The sequence below is a fragment of the Leuconostoc gelidum subsp. gelidum KCTC 3527 genome (assembly GCF_000166715.1).
Lineage (GTDB): Bacteria > Bacillota > Bacilli > Lactobacillales > Lactobacillaceae > Leuconostoc > Leuconostoc gelidum.
This window is the reverse complement of record NZ_AEMI01000036.1, coordinates 25,249-42,632: the sequence shown is the minus strand read 5'-3', so window position 1 is coordinate 42,632 and position 17,384 is coordinate 25,249. Positions and strand designations below refer to the sequence as shown.

The following is a 17,384-nucleotide window of genomic DNA, read 5'->3' as shown; positions in this document are numbered from 1 at the left end:
ATTTATTTTTAAAAAAGGCCAGTAATGATGCCATTCTTATCAATATCAATATCCAAAGCTGCTGGATGTTTTGGTAAACCAGGCATTGTTAAAATTGATCCTGTCATGGCCACTAAAAACCCAGCGCCTAGTTTAGGCACGAATTCACGAATATGAATCACAAATTTTTTAGGCGCGCCTAGTTGTTTGGCATCATCTGACAGTGAATATTGTGTTTTAGCCATAATAATCGGTAATTTATCCCAACCAAGTTGCTTAAATTCTAGTAATTGCCTCTGTGCTACTTGAGATAGTTCAACCCCCTGACCACCGTAAACTACTTGAACAATGCTATTAAGTTTGTTGATAGCATCATCTGACGATTGGTAAAGTGGTGTAAAGTCAGACTCTTGCGCGCTCTTTTCAATCACTGCCGCTGCTAATGCTTTAGCGCCAACACCACCTTTTGCCCAAACTTCTGTCGTATAAGCCGTTGCCCCAAATTGTTCAGCATAATTTTTAACAACCTGTAACTCAACTTCTGTATCAGCAGTAAAGCGATTAATCGCAACAATAACTGGTACACCATAACGACCCATTGCAGTTAAATGTTGCCCTAAATTTTTTAATCCCATTTTTAAAGCGTCAACATTCTCATTGTTCAAATCTTTCAGTGCCACATTTCCGTGATGCTTCAAAGCCCTAACTGTTGCGACAATGACAATTGTATCTGGTGTTTTACCCAGCAGCGGCACCTTGACATCTAGAAACTTTTCGCCCCCTAAATCAGCACCAAAACCAGCCTCTGTTACCGCATAATCTGCTAATTGCAAGGCGGTTTTAGTTGCTAAAATTGAATTAGTGCCTTGTGCAATGTTGGCAAAAGGCCCACCATGAATAATTGCTGGTGTGTGTGCCAATGTTTGTACAAGATTAGGTTTGATTGCATCCTTTAGCAACACTGTTAAGGCCCCAGCAACTCCTAAATCACTCACTGTCACTGGTTTTTTTGTATAGGTGTAACCAATAACGATACGTGCAATTCGAGATTTTAAATCCATTAAATCAGTTGATAGTGTTAGAATAGCCATCAGTTCTGAGGCTACCGTAATATCAAAACCATCCTCACGTGGCACCCCAGAAGTTGGTCCACCCATACCAATATTGATATGTCGTAAAGCACGATCATTGATATCCAACACACGCTTCCACAAAATACGGCGCGGATCAATATTGAGTGGATTACCTTGTTGCATACTATTATCCAAAATAGCGGCCAATGTATCATGTGCTGATGTCAACGCATGAAAATCACCCGTAAAGTGTAAATTAATATCCGCCATTGGTATTACTTGTGCGTACCCACCACCGGTAGCACCACCTTTCATTCCCATAACAGGTCCAAGAGATGGTTCACGTAAAGCAATCATAGTTTTTTTACCAGCCATCTGTAAAGCATCAGCTAAACCAACAGTTACTGTTGATTTTCCTTCACCAGCCGGTGTTGGGTTAATTGATGTGACAAGTATTAATTTACCAAGTGTCTTGTCTCGTTTAACCGTTGGATCTAACTTGATTTTTGCTTTGTCATAACCATATGGTTCAATTTCATGCGCCTTTAATCCAGCAATCGCAGCAATCTCTGTAATTGGCTTAACATCGGCCGCTTGAGCAATTTCAATGTCTGTTTGCATATCTTCATACTTCCTTTTTACACTTGAACATGATAATATTTTCAAAAAAATTCAGTTACTTGATAAGAAAAGGTTAATTTTCTTCATGATTAACCGCTTGATAAGCTATGTCATGTCGATATTCTAGGCTTGTATCTAAGAGATTGATTTTATTGTACACACTTTTTTGTGCCAAAGTCGCACTGATATCATGGGCAACAACCGTTGCCACACGTCCCCCATTTGCAACACCATTTTTGACACCAGCAAAATTAATAATTAAAGGTGTTACAGCATCTACTGTTGGCACAACTGCACCTTTAACAGGTGCTTGCGGATAACCTTCTGCGGCTAAAACAACGCCGACGTAAACATCATTTTTTTGCCACTGCACTGTCGGAGTTTGACCAATCATTAATTGACTGATTAGTTCATAAAAATCACCTGTGTATTGCGGCAAAACGACTTGTGCTTCTGGATCACCAAACCGAACATTAAATTCAATGACTTTTGGCCCCTCTCGCGTTAGCATGACACCAGTGTACAACACACCAGCAAAGGGCGTTCCTTCTTTTGTCAAAGCGCTAATTGTTGGTTCTACCAGTTCTGTAATCGCGCGATTTTTAATGTCATCACTAATCCAACGAACAGGACTATAGGCACCCATTCCACCAGTATTTGGTCCTCTATTCTGATCAAAACGACGTTTGTGATCTTGTGCTAACGGTGCATGTGTTATCATCCCATTTTTTCCAACAAGAGAAAAAATAGAAAATTCAACCCCTTCTAGGTATTCCTCAATAACTAATCTTGTCGCAGGGTCTTTCGTATACAAATCCGTCAAATACGTGTTTGCCGCTATTGGATTAGTTAAAATAGTGACACCCTTTCCAAGAGCTAAACCATCAAGTTTGAATACAATTGGTAGTCCGAACGCCTGTAATACATCCGTTGCATGTTCTAGTGTTTCCACTGTCACCGATTTTGCAGTTGGAATTGCATACTTTTGCAACAAATTCTTGGTAAAAGACTTTGATCCCTCTAACTGTGCCGCCACCATAGATGGACCAAAAATAGGTAACTTAGAAGCCTCAAACAAATCAACAATTCCTAATGTCAGCGGCTCCTCGTTGCCAACAAACGTTAAATCAACAGATTCAGATATAGCTAAATCACGAAGACCTAATAAATTCGTTGCTGAAATTGTCACACATTTTAATCCTGCATCGGTCATCCCATCATTTCCTGGTGCAACAAGCACTGTTGTCACTTGTTCACTACGCAAAAATGTTTGTGCCAAAGCGTGTTCACGTGCCCCAGAACCAATAATTAATACTTTTTTCATCACAGCCTCTAAAATATTTATTTTATGTTATATCTTATTTTATCAGATTTTTTCGCGTTTTTGTTCGTTAATAAATTATCTTTTTCTCACAAAAAAATATATTGTTCGTTATTAGAATGATATTTAATTTTTATTTGTACAGAACCGTTTGTTAACCAATACACATTTATAACAACGTTATCGTTCGTTCCCCCTGATATATATCACCTAGTGCAAGCTCACTAATTTCTAGTTCATCAAATACTGGTAACATGTCTAAAAAAGTTCGCGGTGTATCCATATGGCGCAACTCATCACGTGTCGTCCAAAATATATCACCTTCCCGTCCTGCTTGAAGTGTCCCATGGTATTGTGTTGCCTTAAACAACATCACAATATAGCGTGCACCTTCAGTCAATGGCCATTCTTTGATACCAACTAGTTGCGGATTTTCAATCGTTAATCCAGTTTCCTCATACGCTTCACGAATGGCACTGGCCACCACTGTTTCGCCAGATTCAATGTGTCCACCAGGAAAGGTCACACCCGGCCAATTTGGATTTTTTCGGTTTTCAACTAGAATTTCGTGTGTTTTTGAATTTTCAATCATAATCATATTAGTCAATTCGATTGGCATTGTCCGTGTCATTTTGATTCCTCTGTGACAAATTATAGCATACAAAAAGCGCTACACTCAGCGCTTTAAATTAATTTTTAATGTTTGAAATGACGTGTACCAGAAAATACCAACACAACTCCTAGCTCATCTGCTTTTGCAATTGAGTCTTTATCCTTAATTGAGCCACCAGGCTCAACAATTGCTTTAATACCATTAGCAGCCGCATATGCCACAGAATCATCCATTGGGAAAAAGGCATCTGACGCTAATACTGCCTCGCTATAACCTGTCTTGTTTGCAGCTTTTTGTATCGCATAAACAACTGAATCAATGCGATTGGGTTGACCTGCGCCTACGCCCAGTGTTTGACCATCGCGTGCCACAACGATTGCATTTGATTTCACATGCTTGACAACTTTTTGTGCAAAGACCATTGCGCGCAATTGCTGCGCTGTTGGTTGCGCTTTTGACACAACTTCGAAGTTAGCTTCTGATTCCCCAATCAAGTCACGTTCTTGTATAACGACACCACCCAAAACAGAAGTCACTTCCAAATTTTGTGAAATTGTATTTGTAAATGGTAATGTCAACAAACGCAAGTTCTTTTTTGCTGATAAAATTTCAAATGCTTCAGGTGTGAAACTAGGTGCAATAATAATTTCCAAGAAAATACTGTGCATTTTTTTAGCCGTTACAGCATCAACTTGGCGATTCAAGGCCACAATACCACCAAAAATAGAAATATCATCAGCAGCAAAGGCCTTATCCCATGCTTCTTCTAAGTTTTCTCCTTGTCCGATACCAGCTGGGTTCATGTGTTTAACTGTGACTACAGTCGTTTCCTCAAATTCAGCAATAATACGCAAAGCGGCATCTGCGTCACGAATATTATTATAAGATAACTGCTTGCCATGCAAAATCTCAGCATTTAATACTGAATATGATTCTGATAAGGCAGTCGTGTAGGCTGCTGCTTTTTGATGTGGATTTTCACCATAACGCATATCATCAAACTTTTCATATGGCAATGTTAGATTTGTTGGAAACTCTGATACCGTTAGATAATCAGCAATTAACGCATCATAAGCAGCAGTATGTTGAAATACTTTAGCTGCCAATGACTTACGAAACGCTTGATCAACTTGATTAGTTTGCAATTTTTCAATCACAACATCATAATCAGTTGGATCAACAATTGGTAAAACTGATGCGAAATTTTTTGCGGCTGAACGTAACATTGATGGACCACCAATATCAATATTTTCAATCGCTTCTGCCTCCGTTACACCACTTTTTTGAATCGTTTCCTTAAATGGATATAAATTAACGACAACCATATCAATTGGTGTAATATTAAATTCAGCCAATGTTGCCATATGTTCTGGTACATCGCGTCTTGCAAGCAAACCAGCATGGACACGGGGATGTAATGTTTTGACACGACCATCCAGCATTTCTGGAAAATCAGTCACGTCGTCAATTGCAATCACATTTAAGCCTGCTGCCTCAAGCACTTTATGTGTGCCACCAGTTGAAACCAATTCATAACCAAGTTCAACTAATTTTTGGGCAAATGGGACAAGCCCATTTTTGTCAGAAACACTAAGTAATGCACGTGTCATTTTAAAAATACTCCTTCATTAAGTAACTGTTCTAGTGTGTTTGGATACAAAACATGTTCAACGTTATGCATGCGCGTTTCTAAATCCTGTAAGGTGTCATTAGGTAATCGGGGCACTTTTTGTTGCGCAATAATTTTACCTGTATCAATGCCATTGTCAACAAAATGTACGGTTACGCCTGTCATATCAACGCCTGCTTCATAAGCATCTAAAATACTGTGCCTACCTGGGAAATTAGGTAACATCGCTGGATGTAGATTAATAATCTTACTTGGATAAGTGTCAATTAAAGTAGGTGTTAAAATACGCATATATCCAGCGAGTAAAATACCATCGACCTCATCTGTTTTTAACTGATTCAAAATAGCTTGTTCAGCTTCTGATTTGGTTTTATACTCTGAATATTTGATGAAAGTTGCCGGAATGCCAAATATTTTTGCTAAATTCAACGCCCCAGCAGCAGATTTATCAACTATCAAACGCACAATTTTAGCATGCAAATGTCGCTGTAAAATAGCATCGTGCAATGCTTGAAAATTCGTGCCTGTCCCTGATGCAAATATAGCTAGGCGGACTGACTTTACCATGGTGCTACACCTTTAAAGACAACCCCTGCCTCTTGACGTGCAGTCATTTCACCAATGAGATAAGCCGGTTGATTCGCTTGAGATAGCTGCGACATCACCTGCTTACTTGCTTCGGCCTTAACAACGAGTACCATACCTAAGCCATTGTTGAAGGTTAATAACATATCCTCAACTGACAAGTTACCTGCTTTTTGTAGGGTATTAAAAATAGGTAACACAGGCCATGAACCCCAATTAATCTGGGCAGATAATTTATTCGTATACGCACGCGGTAAGTTTTCAATTAAGCCGCCACCTGTAATGTGTGCCATTGATTGAATGATACCTTGCGCAACTAATGGCCAAACAGGCTTAGCATATAAAGTAGTTGGTGTCATCAGTGTTTCTTGTGTCTCAGCATCCAAGTGGTTAAAATCAGTATCAGTTTGAATACCTAAAACATGGCGAACCAAAGAGTATCCATTTGAATGAATACCTGAAGACGGCAGACCAATTAAAACGTCTCCTGATTTGACATTTTTTGGCGCCAATAACTGATCACGTTCTGCTACACCAACCGCAAAAGCAGCTAAATCATAGTGATTTGGCGCATATAATCCTGGTAACTCTGCACTTTCTCCACCAATGAGAGCCATTCCAGAGGCTTTGGCCGCTTTTGCGATACCAGTAACAATTGTTGCAACAACTTCTGGTCTCATTTTATCAACTGCCAAATAATCTAACATAAAGGCCGGTTTTGCGCCTTGTGCCAGAATGTCATTAGCAACCATAGCCACTAAATCTTGACCAATTGTGTCGTGTTTATTCGCAGCAATCGCGAGCAGTAATTTTGTGCCCACACCATCAGCGCCTGACACTAAGACCGGATTTTTATAGTCTGATCCAAGTGCAAATGCGGCACCAAAACCACCAAGACCGTCTAAAACGTTGTCGGTATACGTATCAGATACTGCGTCTTTCATCAGTTCAACGGCCTTTTCACCTGCTTTAATATCAACGCCTGCTTGCTGGTATGCGTTTTGCTCAATCATTATTCTACTCCCTGAATTGTTTGTGAATCTAAATGAATTGTCCCATCTGCCAACGTTTCTTCATTGCGTAATGACGCTACTTGGCGCGGGTGATAAATTGTCATGGGTTCAGGGGCAAAATCAACAAGATCTTTTGCCACAAAATTTGACAAACTGGCTGCATAGTCATAAATTGGACTTGGATAATGACCATCAAAATAGGCAGTCGTTAATCCAGTACCTTGGCCATCATAAGGTAAATCAATTGCCTTGACAAGTTGATCAACAGATAAGAAACCAAGCGAGTCGGCCTCTATTTTTTCACGCATTTCCTCTAAAGAATTGTTAGCCCCCATCAATTCTTTGGTTGTTTGCATGTCAATCCCATAAAAAGACGGAAATTTAAAAATTGGGCTAGCAATACGCACATGGACTGATTTTGCGCCCGCCTCTTTTAGCATACGCACAATAAACATTGAGGTCGTTCCGCGAACAATGGAATCGTCAACTAAGACCACATTTTTGTCACGCACAACATCTTTAACTGCACTCAATTTCATTCGGACGGCACGCTCACGTTTGTCTTGCGTTGGTTCAATAAATGTTCGCGCAATATATTGATTTTTCACGAGACCCATCTCATTTGGTAAACTTGTCGCTTCAGCAAATCCAGCAGCTGCGGACAAACTTGAGTTTGGTACACCAACGACGATATCAGCATCAGGGACCGGTTGCTCTATAGCAAGTGCAGCACCCATACGTTTGCGTGCTTTATGCACGTTGACACCATAAATTGTAGAATCGGGACGCGCAAAATAAATATATTCCATTGAATCAATATGCAATGCTGTATTTCTTGTATAACTATCAATGGTCAGCCCATTGTCATCAATTGCCAATAATTCACCAGGTTGTACATCACGAACAAAGCGGGCGCCAATCACATCTAGTGCTGCTGTTTCGGAAGTAACAATATAATTTCCCTCAGGCATCTGTCCAACAACAAATGGTCGAAATGCATGCGGATCAAGTGCTGCATATAGGCCATGAGGTGTTAACAATAAGTAAGCAAAACCACCATGTACAATATTCAGTGCCTCTTTTAACTTGTCCACAAATGTACTTGCTTTTGATCGTCGAATCAAGTGTAACAAAATTTCAGAATCAGATGAACTTTGGAAAATAGCACCTTCTTCTTCTAAGTCTTTTCGTAAGGACATGGCATTTGTTAAATTACCATTATGTGCCAGAGATATTTGCATATCGTGAAAATTTACCATAAGAGGTTGAATATTTTCAACACCGTGAGAGCCCGCTGTCGCATAACGTACATGACCAATTGCAGCTGTTCCAGCTAAAGCGTCAATACGTGCAGGATCTCTAAAGACATCGCTCAGTAACCCCAAACCACGTTCCTGCCAGAGATGACCATTGTTGTTGGAAACAATGCCTGCACCTTCTTGACCACGATGTTGCAAAGCATGCAAACCGTAATAAGTGAGTTGTGCGGCATCTTGTCGCCCCCAAACACCAAAAATACCACATTCTTCATTTAGGCTACGTACGTTTACACGTGTTTTTTCAGTTTTCTGGGCTAATCTTTGTGCGATTTGTTGTTGCTCTATCCCTTTAATTGCCATGAAATGCTCTCCTGATAAACTGTTTGAATTTCTTCGCGTGATAAAACAATCGTTTGTGTTAGTGTATTAATGACAACATCTGACTCGCTTGTTACTAAACCAATTTTTGTTGCCTGTTTTCCTGCCATATGTTCAAAATCAGCAGCTTTAGTCTGAGGAACACTCACAATAAACCGACTAGGCGTTTCAGAGAACAAATACTTATCCGACTGTTTCGTAGCAATATTAAAACTCAGATCACCAGCAAAACTACTTTCTAACAAACTAACAATCATGCCACCCTCTGAAAGATCATGTGCACTAGCAAGTAGATCTTTGGCAATAGCTTCACGAACTAATCCTTGTGACGCTAATTCTGCCTCATCATTAAATTCAAACAATTGACCACTGATTTGTCCTAACTGTAGTTTCTGAATTTCTGAACCATTGAAACTATCGGTTGTTTCACCAATTAAGTAAATGGTATCACCAGCATGTTTGAAAGCCATTGTCGTTGCCTGACTAACATCATCTAACAAGCCAACCATGCCAATCATGGGTGTGGGATAGATCGCTTGACCATCAGTTTCATTATAAAGTGACACATTACCAGAAATAATTGGCGTATTAAGCTGTTTAGCCATTTCATTAATACCAGCGACTGATTGATCTAGCTCATAATATACTTCGGGGTTGTCAGGTGATCCAAAATTCAAACCATCTGTAATGCCAATTGGTGTGGCACCAGTGGCTACAATATTTCGTGCCGCTTCAGCAACTGCCATTTTTGCACCAATACGTGGGTTAAGATATAAATAACGCGCATTGACATCTGTCGTCATTGCTAAGGCCTTTTTGGTTCCACGTACACGCACCAAGCTTGCATCCCCACCAGGTTTTATGACTGTATCAGCACGCACCATGGCATCAAAATGCTTAAACAACGAAGCTTTGGAAGCAATAGTCGACTGTGCCATTAAGGCCTTAATTGTTTCCTTAACTTGCGACATATCGGGTTGATATTGTGTATCTGAAAATTCGGACAATCTTTTAGGTACAATCATAGGTAAATCTTGCTTTGGTGCATGTGTTAGAAAATTAATAGGCACATCTGCAACAGTGTTACCTTCAAATTCTAAGATATAGCGACCATTGTCTGTTACTTCACCAATAATAACAGCATCCAAATCAGCCTCTTGAAATAAATCAATGATTGGTTGTTCTTCTCCGTGTTTAACAACCAACACCATGCGTTCCTGTGATTCTGAAAGCATTAGTTCATATGGTGTCATATGTGACTCACGTTGCGGTACAAGATCCAAATTCAATGTAATACCCATACCAGCTTTAGCCGCCATTTCTGAACTTGACGATAATAGACCTGCTGCGCCCATGTCTTGAATGCCAACAATAATATCAGAATGATCTTTGACAGCCTTAAGTGTCGCATCCATCACTAATTTTTCTAAAAATGGGTCACCAACTTGAACAGCAGAACGATCGGATGCTTGTTCTGTTGAAAATTCAGCAGATGCGAATGATGCACCATTAATGCCATCACGACCTGTTTTTGCCCCAACATAAATAATTGAATTGCCAATACCTTTGGCCTGACCAACTTGCATAGCCGTTTGATCAATTAGTCCAACGGCCATGACGTTGACCAATGGATTACCAGCGTAAACATCGTCAAAACTGATTTCCCCACCAACTGTGGGAATGCCAATAGCGTTCCCATACCCTGCAATACCTGCAATCACACCATCAACAATATGTTTAGTATGTGTATTATCTAATTCACCAAAACGCAGTGAATCTAAAACAGCAATTGGCTGAGCACCCATTGAAAAAATATCGCGTAATATACCACCAACACCTGTTGCAGCACCCTCATAGGGTTCAACGAAGCTCGGATGATTATGACTTTCCGCTTTAAACACGACAGCTTGACCATCACCAATATCTAAAATACCAGCACCCTCACCAGGCCCTTGTAATACACGTTCATTGGTTGACCAAAATTTGCGTAAAATTGGCTTGGATTTTTTGTAAGAAACATGTTCAGACCACATACCAGAAAAAATACCAGCTTCAGTAAAATTGGGTAAACGTTTTAACTCTGCCACAATGAGATTGTATTCTGTCTCAGTTAAACCCCACTGGGTATAAATTTTAGAATCACGTACCTGCTCAGGTGAGAGCTCGCTATTTATGACTGTTGTCATTTTTTTGCCTTTCATAACTGTGTTTTCCCTACCATACATGTGTTTTATAAATAATAAGCATTATACTTTTGTTAAAATACCTGAAAGGATACTTTTAAAGAAGTTTTGTCCATCAATATTTCCAAGAACTGCATCAACTGCACGCTCTGGATGAGGCATCATGCCAAAAACATTGCCTTGCTCGTTCATAATACCGGCAATATCATGTGCTGAACCATTTGGATTATTTACGTAGCGGAAAACAATTTGACCATTTTTTTCAAGTTTATTCAAAGTTGTTTCATCGGCAAAATAATTTCCTTCAGCATGTGCGATAGGGATTAAAATCGTTTCATCAACATCATATGCACTGCTGAACGCTGTTTCACCGTTTGCAACATGCAACGCCACTTCATCACAGATAAACCCTGGTGTTGCGTTAGGCAACAACTGTCCTGGTAACAAGCCAGCTTCTGTCAAAATTTGAAAACCATTGCAAACACCAACAATTAATTTACCCGCGTTTGCTGCCTGCGTAACGGCACTCATAATTGGCGAAAAACGTGCGATAGCACCTGTTCTCAGATAATCGCCATAGGAAAAACCACCTGGCAAAAAAATAGCATCAAATCCTGTTAAACTATTTTGTTTAGCCGAAATAATTTCTGCATCAACACCAAAATCTTGTAACGCATAGAGCATATCAAAATCACAATTTGATCCAGGGAAACTAATGACAGCCGCTCTCATACATCCACCTCATCTGGTACCAAACTTAGATCAAAACGATAAGTTTCTGTATTTTGATTAATCAACAAAGCATCCGTAAAGCTTTCAACTTCAGCAGTTGCAGCATCAACGTCTTTGGCATTTAATTTCACTTCAAAATACTTGCCTTGCGCAACTTGCTCAATACCAACGTAATCCATACGCTTCAGTGCTGCCTTAATGACCTCACCCTGTGGATCTAAAATTGATGGCTTATAAGTCACATAAATTTTTGCTAAATACATCATTTTTCTCCTTAAATGATCTGCTGTAATCGTGTTAGAACTTCCTGATAACCAACCGTGACATCACCTGAATGTTTACGGAAAACGTCTTTATCTAATGAGTTACCAGTTGCTATATCAACCAAACGCATATTATCAGGTGATAGCTCATCAGCCAACAATATATCGCCATTTTTTGTACGACCAAACTCTAACTTAAAATCAATCAACCAAATATTAGCTTGTCGAAATAAATCCATTAAATGGCGATTAATAATTGTCGACTCATCCCTAAGTTTGCTTAGTTCATCGGTTGTAGCGTAATTTAAAGCCAAAATTTGTGAATCATTTATAAATGGATCATCTAACGCGTCTGATTTATAATAAAATTCTTGGACAATAGGTGTCAATTTTTGCATAGGTGTTGCCGCAAACTTGCTCACAAAATGGCCAGAAGCATAATTTCGTGTGACAACTTCAATTGGCAAAATGTCCAAACTTGTAATTAGTTCATCGGTTTTTGAAATTGAATGCAAGTAATGATTTTTAATGTTGTTTCCAGTTAAATAGTTAAATAACAATTGACTAATGGCACTATTGAGTTCGCCTTTTCCACTAATTGTTTCTTTCACTTTGCCATTTAATGCTGTAGCTTGATCAAGGTAATGCACCCACAATATATCAGGGTCATCTGTCGTGTATACCTGTTTTGCTTTACCTGTATATTTCAATGCGCCACGTGTGATTGTACGTTTCTCATACTCAATGCTGTCCATGTACTTGACTCCATTCATATAATTTTTTAATATTGTCTTCGCCAACTACTGTGATGTGTCCCATCTTACGATTGCGTTTTATCGCTGCTTTACCGTAATCATGGAAGTGCCATTCTGAATGGTTCACCAAATCATTTCTAGCTTGCTGGATCTCATCTCCTAATAAATTTAGCATTAATGCTGGCTCTTCTAGCGTAATTTCAGGTATTGTTAAACCTGTAATACTACGAATGTGGCCTTCAAATTGTGAGACATTCGTTGCTTCAATACTGTAATGCCCAGAATTGTGTGGCCGTGGTGCAAGTTCGTTCACCCAAACATTGTCATCACTGACGAATAATTCTATGCCCAAGACACCTCTTAAATCTAATGCATTCGCAATTTCAGTTGCAATTTGTTGTATTTTTTTTGTGAGAACTGCACTAATATTAGCGGGCACAAGACTCGTTTTCAAAATGTGATTAATATGCACGTTTTCAGAAATTGGCCACATCGTCACATAATTTTGTAGATCACGCGTCACCATGATGCTAAGCTCTTTTTGAAATGGCACTTTTTGTTCTAATATGAGCGTCCCTGTTGGAAAATTTTTTACGATTTGATCAACATCATTTTGATTATCCACATGCCATTGACCATGACCATCATAACCACCACTCACAGTTTTAAGAATTGCAGGAAACATTATTTTTGCTACCGCTACTTTAAATTCTTTAGCATCATGAATCGCTATAAATTTAGCCACAGGTACTTTGGCAATATTTTGCACAAATGTTTTTTCTGTTAATCGATTACTTGTTATTTCAAGTAATCGCGTACCTTGAGGCAAGCTTTTTTTTTGTTTGGCTAAGGTAACAATATCAACATTTTCAAATTCATATGTCAAAACATCACTACGTTCTGAAAGTTCAGTCAATGCTGACACGTCATCATACTCAGCAACAATTTGAAAATCTGATACCTGCCCAGCTGGTGATGCCACAGTTGGATCCAAAACACCAACTTTATATCCCATCATTTTTGCAGACAATGCCATCATTTGTCCTAATTGACCACCACCAATAATACCAATCGTTGCTGGCGGCAAAACAATATTTGTCATACTAATTCAGCCTCACTATCAATAGACTTTTGTGTTTGTTCCTTTCGAAATGCGACTAATTTTTCTCTCACCTCTTCATGATGTAAAGCAATAATTTGTGCAGCTAGAATGCTGGCATTTTTTGCTCCTGCATCACCAATAGCGACAGTAGCGACAGGAATTCCAGCAGGCATCTGCACAATTGATAGTAATGAATCCATACCGTTTAAAGCATGTGACTGCATAGGAACCCCAATTACTGGAACAAGTGTGTTCGCTGCAATCATACCAGGTAAATGAGCTGCACCACCTGCACCTGCAATAATCACCTGTAAGCCGTTTTTTTGTGCCGCCTGTCCAAAGGTTTGTAACTGTTCAGGCATTCTATGGGCAGAAATAACATGCTTTTCATACGTTATGCCGAGCTTCTCTAATAACAAAGTTGTTTGTTGCATAGCAGGCCAATCACTTGTTGATCCCATAACTACAGCGACTTGTGTCATATCATTCTCCATCGTTCGTGTTTTGTTCAAAATCACAAATACTATTCTTCTCTTGTTCGTTTACTATTCCAATTTAACAGAAAATGACATAAAATGCTTCGCTTTTAAATAAGAAAATTCACACAAATAAAAAAAACGTTCGTTATATACGAACGTTTTTATACTTTTTATACATATTTACGAACGTTTGCTTTGTAAGCACTTTCATAAATCCAAAATCTTAATATTCGCTTCTCACTCATATTGTAAATTTAACGGCTACTACGTGCCATACGCTTTTCGGCATAACCTAATGCACGACTAATACTAAATGTTAATACAAAATAAATCAATGAGGTGATTAGTAATGGGAAGAATGGCTGGAAACTAGCGCCCTGTACCACTCCAGTTTGGAACATTAATTCACCAACACCAATGACTGACACAACGGATCCTTCTTTAATAACCGTCACAAATTCATTACCCAACGCTGGTAAAATATTTTTGATGGCTTGCGGTAAAATAATGTACCGCATAGATTTACCCTTAGATAAACCAAGAGACCTTGCTGCTTCTGTTTGACCGTAGTTAACTGAGTTAATACCTGAACGGATAATTTCAGCAACATAGGCGGCGGAATTTAATCCCATTGCCAACGCACCGGCGGCAAAAGCTGATAAATTCAATCCGATAACTTGTGTGCCAAAAAATACCATAAATGCCTGAACTAACAAAGGTGTCCCACGTACATATTCAATGTATATATTGCCAAGTGACTTCAATATGAAGTTTGGTGACAATTTAAATAGTGCTAACACTGTGCCAAGTACAGCACCAATAACAACTGCAATTGCTGCTAAAGCAAGCGTAATCAACGTACCTTTAATAAACAAATTACCATATTTTGCCCAAAATGATTGCTTGGCAAACATTAACGTATTTGCCTCTTTTTGGTAGGCTTTTAATTTGCCAGATGACACAATGCCATCTATGGAAGCGTTAATTTTTGACTGCAACACGGGTGAATTTTTCCGCATTGCAATTGAGACAGCCCCTTCAGATTCATTTGGCTTTGGGTAAATCACTTGAAGTGCCTTATTTTGTTGTGCATAGGCTTCAGAAATTGGATCATTTAGAACGACACCCGAAATTTTACCAGCTGATAATTGGGAGACTAAATCCGGTACCTTCTGAATACTAACTAATGTCGATGAAGGCATATTATTCTGTACAAAAGTTTCCTGCGTTGTTTGTCGTTGTGCGCCTACCTTTTTACCAGAAAACGAATCAACATTAGTTGTAAACTGTGGGGCATTCTTTTTTAAGATTAATATCGTTTGTTTGGGTGACATGTAAGATTTTGAAAAATCAACAACTTTTTCACGTTCAGGCGTTGCATTAATACCTGAGATAATCACATCAATTTTACCAGTTTGTACGGCACCAATTAACCCATCAAATCCCATCTCTTTAATTTGAATTTTCACACCCAAATCTTTAGCAATTTGTTTTGCCATGGACACTTCAAAACCAACGATTTGATCGCGACCGCCCACTGTGGCATGAAATTCAAATGGTGCATAATCAGCTGACAAACCAACAATTAAAACACCACGTTTTTTAATCGCAGTATAGGCTGGATCAGTATCTGCTGCCTGTGTTTGCGGAACAAACACTAGGAACATTGGCAGCAATAATATCAATCCCATCGCCGTCATGACTAGTTTTTTTACAATCTTGTGTACCATATCTTCAATTCTCCTATATCCTAATTAACGTAATTAATCATAACCTGCTATGAATTTTTATGCAATGTTTTCAAGCTAATATTCACCAATAGATTGTATATTGAATTAATCAATGCATAAAATCTCATAAAAAAAACGCCACAAAGTGACGTCTCCTGTTGTAAGTATCTGTAGGCCATGTTTTGTTCCAGTAATATGCAGGACCATATTACCTTCGGTAATCATCTATCTAAGTTTGTTGCCAAACCATACCGATCATCGCTTCAATTTGCTAGATCAGCCGCCCCTACCAAAAGTTTGGGTTGCCCACTTGTGGGGTTTACCTCGTCTCAAACGTTAACTTTCATCAACGCATACGTTTCTATGGCACCTTCGAGCCTATTAAGGCATAGCCGTAACCTTAGCCTTTTCGACTGCCGTGGCATCTCTGCCCCTGGGTTTATTTTTTATCCCAGCACAAACACTACAATCATCTCAGATTGTGTGAGCATGGACCTTCCTCACGCTAGAAATATAGCGCGCAATTACCCGATACTTACAAATTATTGACACATATCATTGATGGCTCATTAACCAGCCAAGTACGTTAAATATTCTCAGCGTCATGTCCGAATACAGCGCGTTCTAAATTAGCAACACGCTTAATTAAATCTAAATTAGTCACCACTTGTGCAGGCTTTGGTGTTTCAACTACAGGTGCCACATATGGTGCTTCAGGAATTACCGTAGCAGCTGGTATCACTGTCTGAGGTTGTTGTTTCACAGCCACTAATTGTTCCTGTGAGGCTTTCAATGCCGTCTGTAAACGTGCCACTTCATTTTGCAATTGGTCTATACGACCCGCATAGGCACCATAATCCTTAATAATATCATCTAAGAAATTATCAACATCAGCTGGATCATATCCAACACCCATACGTTTTTGTTTGAAAACACGTTCTAGAATATCTTTTTGCGTGTACTTTACTTGTTCCACAAGTTCACACCTCATTTATTTTTTTACTCATTTAATATTACCAATAAATAACTAAAATTACAAGGTAATTGCCCTCTTATTCATAAAAGTTAGACTTTTCTTCATGTATCTCTTCATATTCTGTTGCATAATCCTGTAATTGATCCATATCAATCGTTGTCAACGGATATGGCACGATACTTTGCTGTTTTTGAATCGCACGATAATCGTAAACAGGCTTTCCTTCAAAATCTAAATCATATACCAAAATGGCACCATCAGTATGTGTAAGCATAAATTGCTGATAATTTTTAAGTTGCTGGGGACCTTCATATGGTGCTTGTGATACACTCTCGCAAAAATCACTTTTTGAAATTAGTGACTGAAGGCGCGCTTGATTATCAGGTTTCCATTGACTACCAAACTTTTGAAACGGCAACATCATAGCAACTTTTAAAGCCGGAAATTCTCGTTTCAAATCTGAAACAACCGCCACTGTCCATTGTTCAATACCCATTTGACCACCAGTAATTACCCACTCAAGACCGTTATCTATCTGTTCTCTAAGGGTACGGTTTAAAGCGTATTTAATCACTTCAATTTTTGGATCCTTATCACCAAATGTGCCAATCTCGTAATTACGATATCCTGTGACCCATAACCTTGACATTTCATTCACCTCCAAAATAAAAGTCTTGCCTACGCAAGACTTT

The 17,384-nt window shown here is 39.0% G+C and carries 16 protein-coding genes and 1 other RNA gene; all 17 read right to left on the bottom strand.

The window, feature by feature from the left end:
• Positions 1 to 8: 8 nt before the first annotated feature.
• Entirely contained in the window at positions 9 to 1,673 is a 1,665-nt protein-coding gene (locus EUI_RS0108055; protein WP_010017346.1) for a formate--tetrahydrofolate ligase, read from the bottom strand.
• Positions 1,674 to 1,746: 73 nt separating this feature from the next.
• Entirely contained in the window at positions 1,747 to 2,997 is a 1,251-nt protein-coding gene (gene purD, locus EUI_RS0108050) for a phosphoribosylamine--glycine ligase (RefSeq protein WP_010017345.1), read from the bottom strand.
• Between the two features lie 166 nt (positions 2,998 to 3,163).
• Positions 3,164 to 3,625, bottom strand: a complete 462-nt coding sequence (locus EUI_RS0108045; protein WP_010017344.1) for an 8-oxo-dGTP diphosphatase — start codon at positions 3,623 to 3,625, stop codon at positions 3,164 to 3,166.
• Between the two features lie 65 nt (positions 3,626 to 3,690).
• Positions 3,691 to 5,217 carry a bifunctional phosphoribosylaminoimidazolecarboxamide formyltransferase/IMP cyclohydrolase gene (purH, locus tag EUI_RS0108040; protein WP_010017343.1) on the bottom strand — a complete coding sequence of 509 codons (1,527 nt, stop codon included), beginning with the start codon at positions 5,215 to 5,217 and terminating at the stop codon, positions 3,691 to 3,693.
• The gene (gene purN, locus EUI_RS0108035; RefSeq protein ID WP_010017342.1) at positions 5,214 to 5,804 is read right to left on the bottom strand and encodes a phosphoribosylglycinamide formyltransferase; all 591 of its coding nucleotides are present in this window, start codon (positions 5,802 to 5,804) and stop codon (positions 5,214 to 5,216) included. The genes purH and purN overlap by 4 nt, the downstream gene beginning before the upstream one ends.
• Positions 5,798 to 6,835: a phosphoribosylformylglycinamidine cyclo-ligase gene (gene purM / locus EUI_RS0108030; RefSeq protein ID WP_010017341.1), complete on the bottom strand. Its 1,038-nt coding sequence runs from the start codon at positions 6,833 to 6,835 to the stop codon at positions 5,798 to 5,800. Before purM ends, purN begins: the two co-directional genes overlap by 7 nt.
• Positions 6,835 to 8,454 carry an amidophosphoribosyltransferase gene (gene purF / locus EUI_RS0108025; RefSeq protein WP_014947651.1) on the bottom strand — a complete coding sequence of 540 codons (1,620 nt, stop codon included), beginning with the start codon at positions 8,452 to 8,454 and terminating at the stop codon, positions 6,835 to 6,837. The genes purM and purF overlap by 1 nt, the downstream gene beginning before the upstream one ends.
• Positions 8,436 to 10,658, bottom strand: coding sequence for a phosphoribosylformylglycinamidine synthase subunit PurL (gene purL / locus EUI_RS0108020; protein ID WP_029508544.1), 2,223 nt, complete (start codon positions 10,656 to 10,658; stop codon positions 8,436 to 8,438). The genes purF and purL overlap by 19 nt, the downstream gene beginning before the upstream one ends.
• Positions 10,659 to 10,718: 60 nt before the next feature.
• On the bottom strand, positions 10,719 to 11,387 hold the full coding sequence (purQ, locus tag EUI_RS0108015; RefSeq protein ID WP_010017337.1) for a phosphoribosylformylglycinamidine synthase subunit PurQ: 669 nt from the start codon (positions 11,385 to 11,387) through the stop codon (positions 10,719 to 10,721).
• On the bottom strand, positions 11,384 to 11,650 hold the full coding sequence (gene purS, locus EUI_RS0108010) for a phosphoribosylformylglycinamidine synthase subunit PurS (protein ID WP_010017335.1): 267 nt from the start codon (positions 11,648 to 11,650) through the stop codon (positions 11,384 to 11,386). Before purS ends, purQ begins: the two co-directional genes overlap by 4 nt.
• 11 nt (positions 11,651 to 11,661) lie before the next feature.
• A complete protein-coding gene (locus tag EUI_RS0108005) occupies positions 11,662 to 12,405 on the bottom strand; it encodes a phosphoribosylaminoimidazolesuccinocarboxamide synthase (RefSeq protein ID WP_010017333.1) in 744 nt (247 codons plus the stop codon).
• Positions 12,392 to 13,507: a 5-(carboxyamino)imidazole ribonucleotide synthase gene (purK, locus tag EUI_RS0108000; RefSeq protein ID WP_010017332.1), complete on the bottom strand. Its 1,116-nt coding sequence runs from the start codon at positions 13,505 to 13,507 to the stop codon at positions 12,392 to 12,394. Before purK ends, EUI_RS0108005 begins: the two co-directional genes overlap by 14 nt.
• Complete coding sequence (purE, locus tag EUI_RS0107995; protein ID WP_010017331.1) at positions 13,504 to 13,989, bottom strand: 5-(carboxyamino)imidazole ribonucleotide mutase; 486 nt, start codon at positions 13,987 to 13,989, stop codon at positions 13,504 to 13,506. Before purE ends, purK begins: the two co-directional genes overlap by 4 nt.
• 251 nt (positions 13,990 to 14,240) lie before the next feature.
• On the bottom strand, positions 14,241 to 15,716 hold the full coding sequence (locus tag EUI_RS0107990) for an ABC transporter substrate-binding protein/permease (RefSeq protein ID WP_010017329.1): 1,476 nt from the start codon (positions 15,714 to 15,716) through the stop codon (positions 14,241 to 14,243).
• A gap of 166 nt (positions 15,717 to 15,882) precedes the next feature.
• An RNA gene (rnpB, locus tag EUI_RS10420) (RNase P RNA component class B) lies at positions 15,883 to 16,252 on the bottom strand.
• A gap of 50 nt (positions 16,253 to 16,302) precedes the next feature.
• On the bottom strand, positions 16,303 to 16,692 hold the full coding sequence (gene gpsB, locus EUI_RS0107985; protein WP_010017327.1) for a cell division regulator GpsB: 390 nt from the start codon (positions 16,690 to 16,692) through the stop codon (positions 16,303 to 16,305).
• Between the two features lie 76 nt (positions 16,693 to 16,768).
• Positions 16,769 to 17,341, bottom strand: a complete 573-nt coding sequence (locus EUI_RS0107980; protein WP_010017326.1) for an SLOG family protein — start codon at positions 17,339 to 17,341, stop codon at positions 16,769 to 16,771.
• Positions 17,342 to 17,384: the final 43 nt, after the last annotated feature.

Coding starts and splice junctions, on each gene's coding strand:
- EUI_RS0108055 (WP_010017346.1), bottom strand. CDS start 1,673: ATGCAAACAGACATTGAAATTGCTCAAGCGGCCGATGTTAAGCCAATT.
- purD (WP_010017345.1), bottom strand. CDS start 2,997: ATGAAAAAAGTATTAATTATTGGTTCTGGGGCACGTGAACACGCTTTG.
- EUI_RS0108045 (WP_010017344.1), bottom strand. CDS start 3,625: ATGACACGGACAATGCCAATCGAATTGACTAATATGATTATGATTGAA.
- purH (WP_010017343.1), bottom strand. CDS start 5,217: ATGACACGTGCATTACTTAGTGTTTCTGACAAAAATGGGCTTGTCCCA.
- purN (WP_010017342.1), bottom strand. CDS start 5,804: ATGGTAAAGTCAGTCCGCCTAGCTATATTTGCATCAGGGACAGGCACG.
- purM (WP_010017341.1), bottom strand. CDS start 6,835: ATGATTGAGCAAAACGCATACCAGCAAGCAGGCGTTGATATTAAAGCA.
- purF (WP_014947651.1), bottom strand. CDS start 8,454: ATGGCAATTAAAGGGATAGAGCAACAACAAATCGCACAAAGATTAGCC.
- purL (WP_029508544.1), bottom strand. CDS start 10,658: ATGACAACAGTCATAAATAGCGAGCTCTCACCTGAGCAGGTACGTGAT.
- purQ (WP_010017337.1), bottom strand. CDS start 11,387: ATGAGAGCGGCTGTCATTAGTTTCCCTGGATCAAATTGTGATTTTGAT.
- purS (WP_010017335.1), bottom strand. CDS start 11,650: ATGTATTTAGCAAAAATTTATGTGACTTATAAGCCATCAATTTTAGAT.
- EUI_RS0108005 (WP_010017333.1), bottom strand. CDS start 12,405: ATGGACAGCATTGAGTATGAGAAACGTACAATCACACGTGGCGCATTG.
- purK (WP_010017332.1), bottom strand. CDS start 13,507: ATGACAAATATTGTTTTGCCGCCAGCAACGATTGGTATTATTGGTGGT.
- purE (WP_010017331.1), bottom strand. CDS start 13,989: ATGACACAAGTCGCTGTAGTTATGGGATCAACAAGTGATTGGCCTGCT.
- EUI_RS0107990 (WP_010017329.1), bottom strand. CDS start 15,716: ATGGTACACAAGATTGTAAAAAAACTAGTCATGACGGCGATGGGATTG.
- EUI_RS0107980 (WP_010017326.1), bottom strand. CDS start 17,341: ATGTCAAGGTTATGGGTCACAGGATATCGTAATTACGAGATTGGCACA.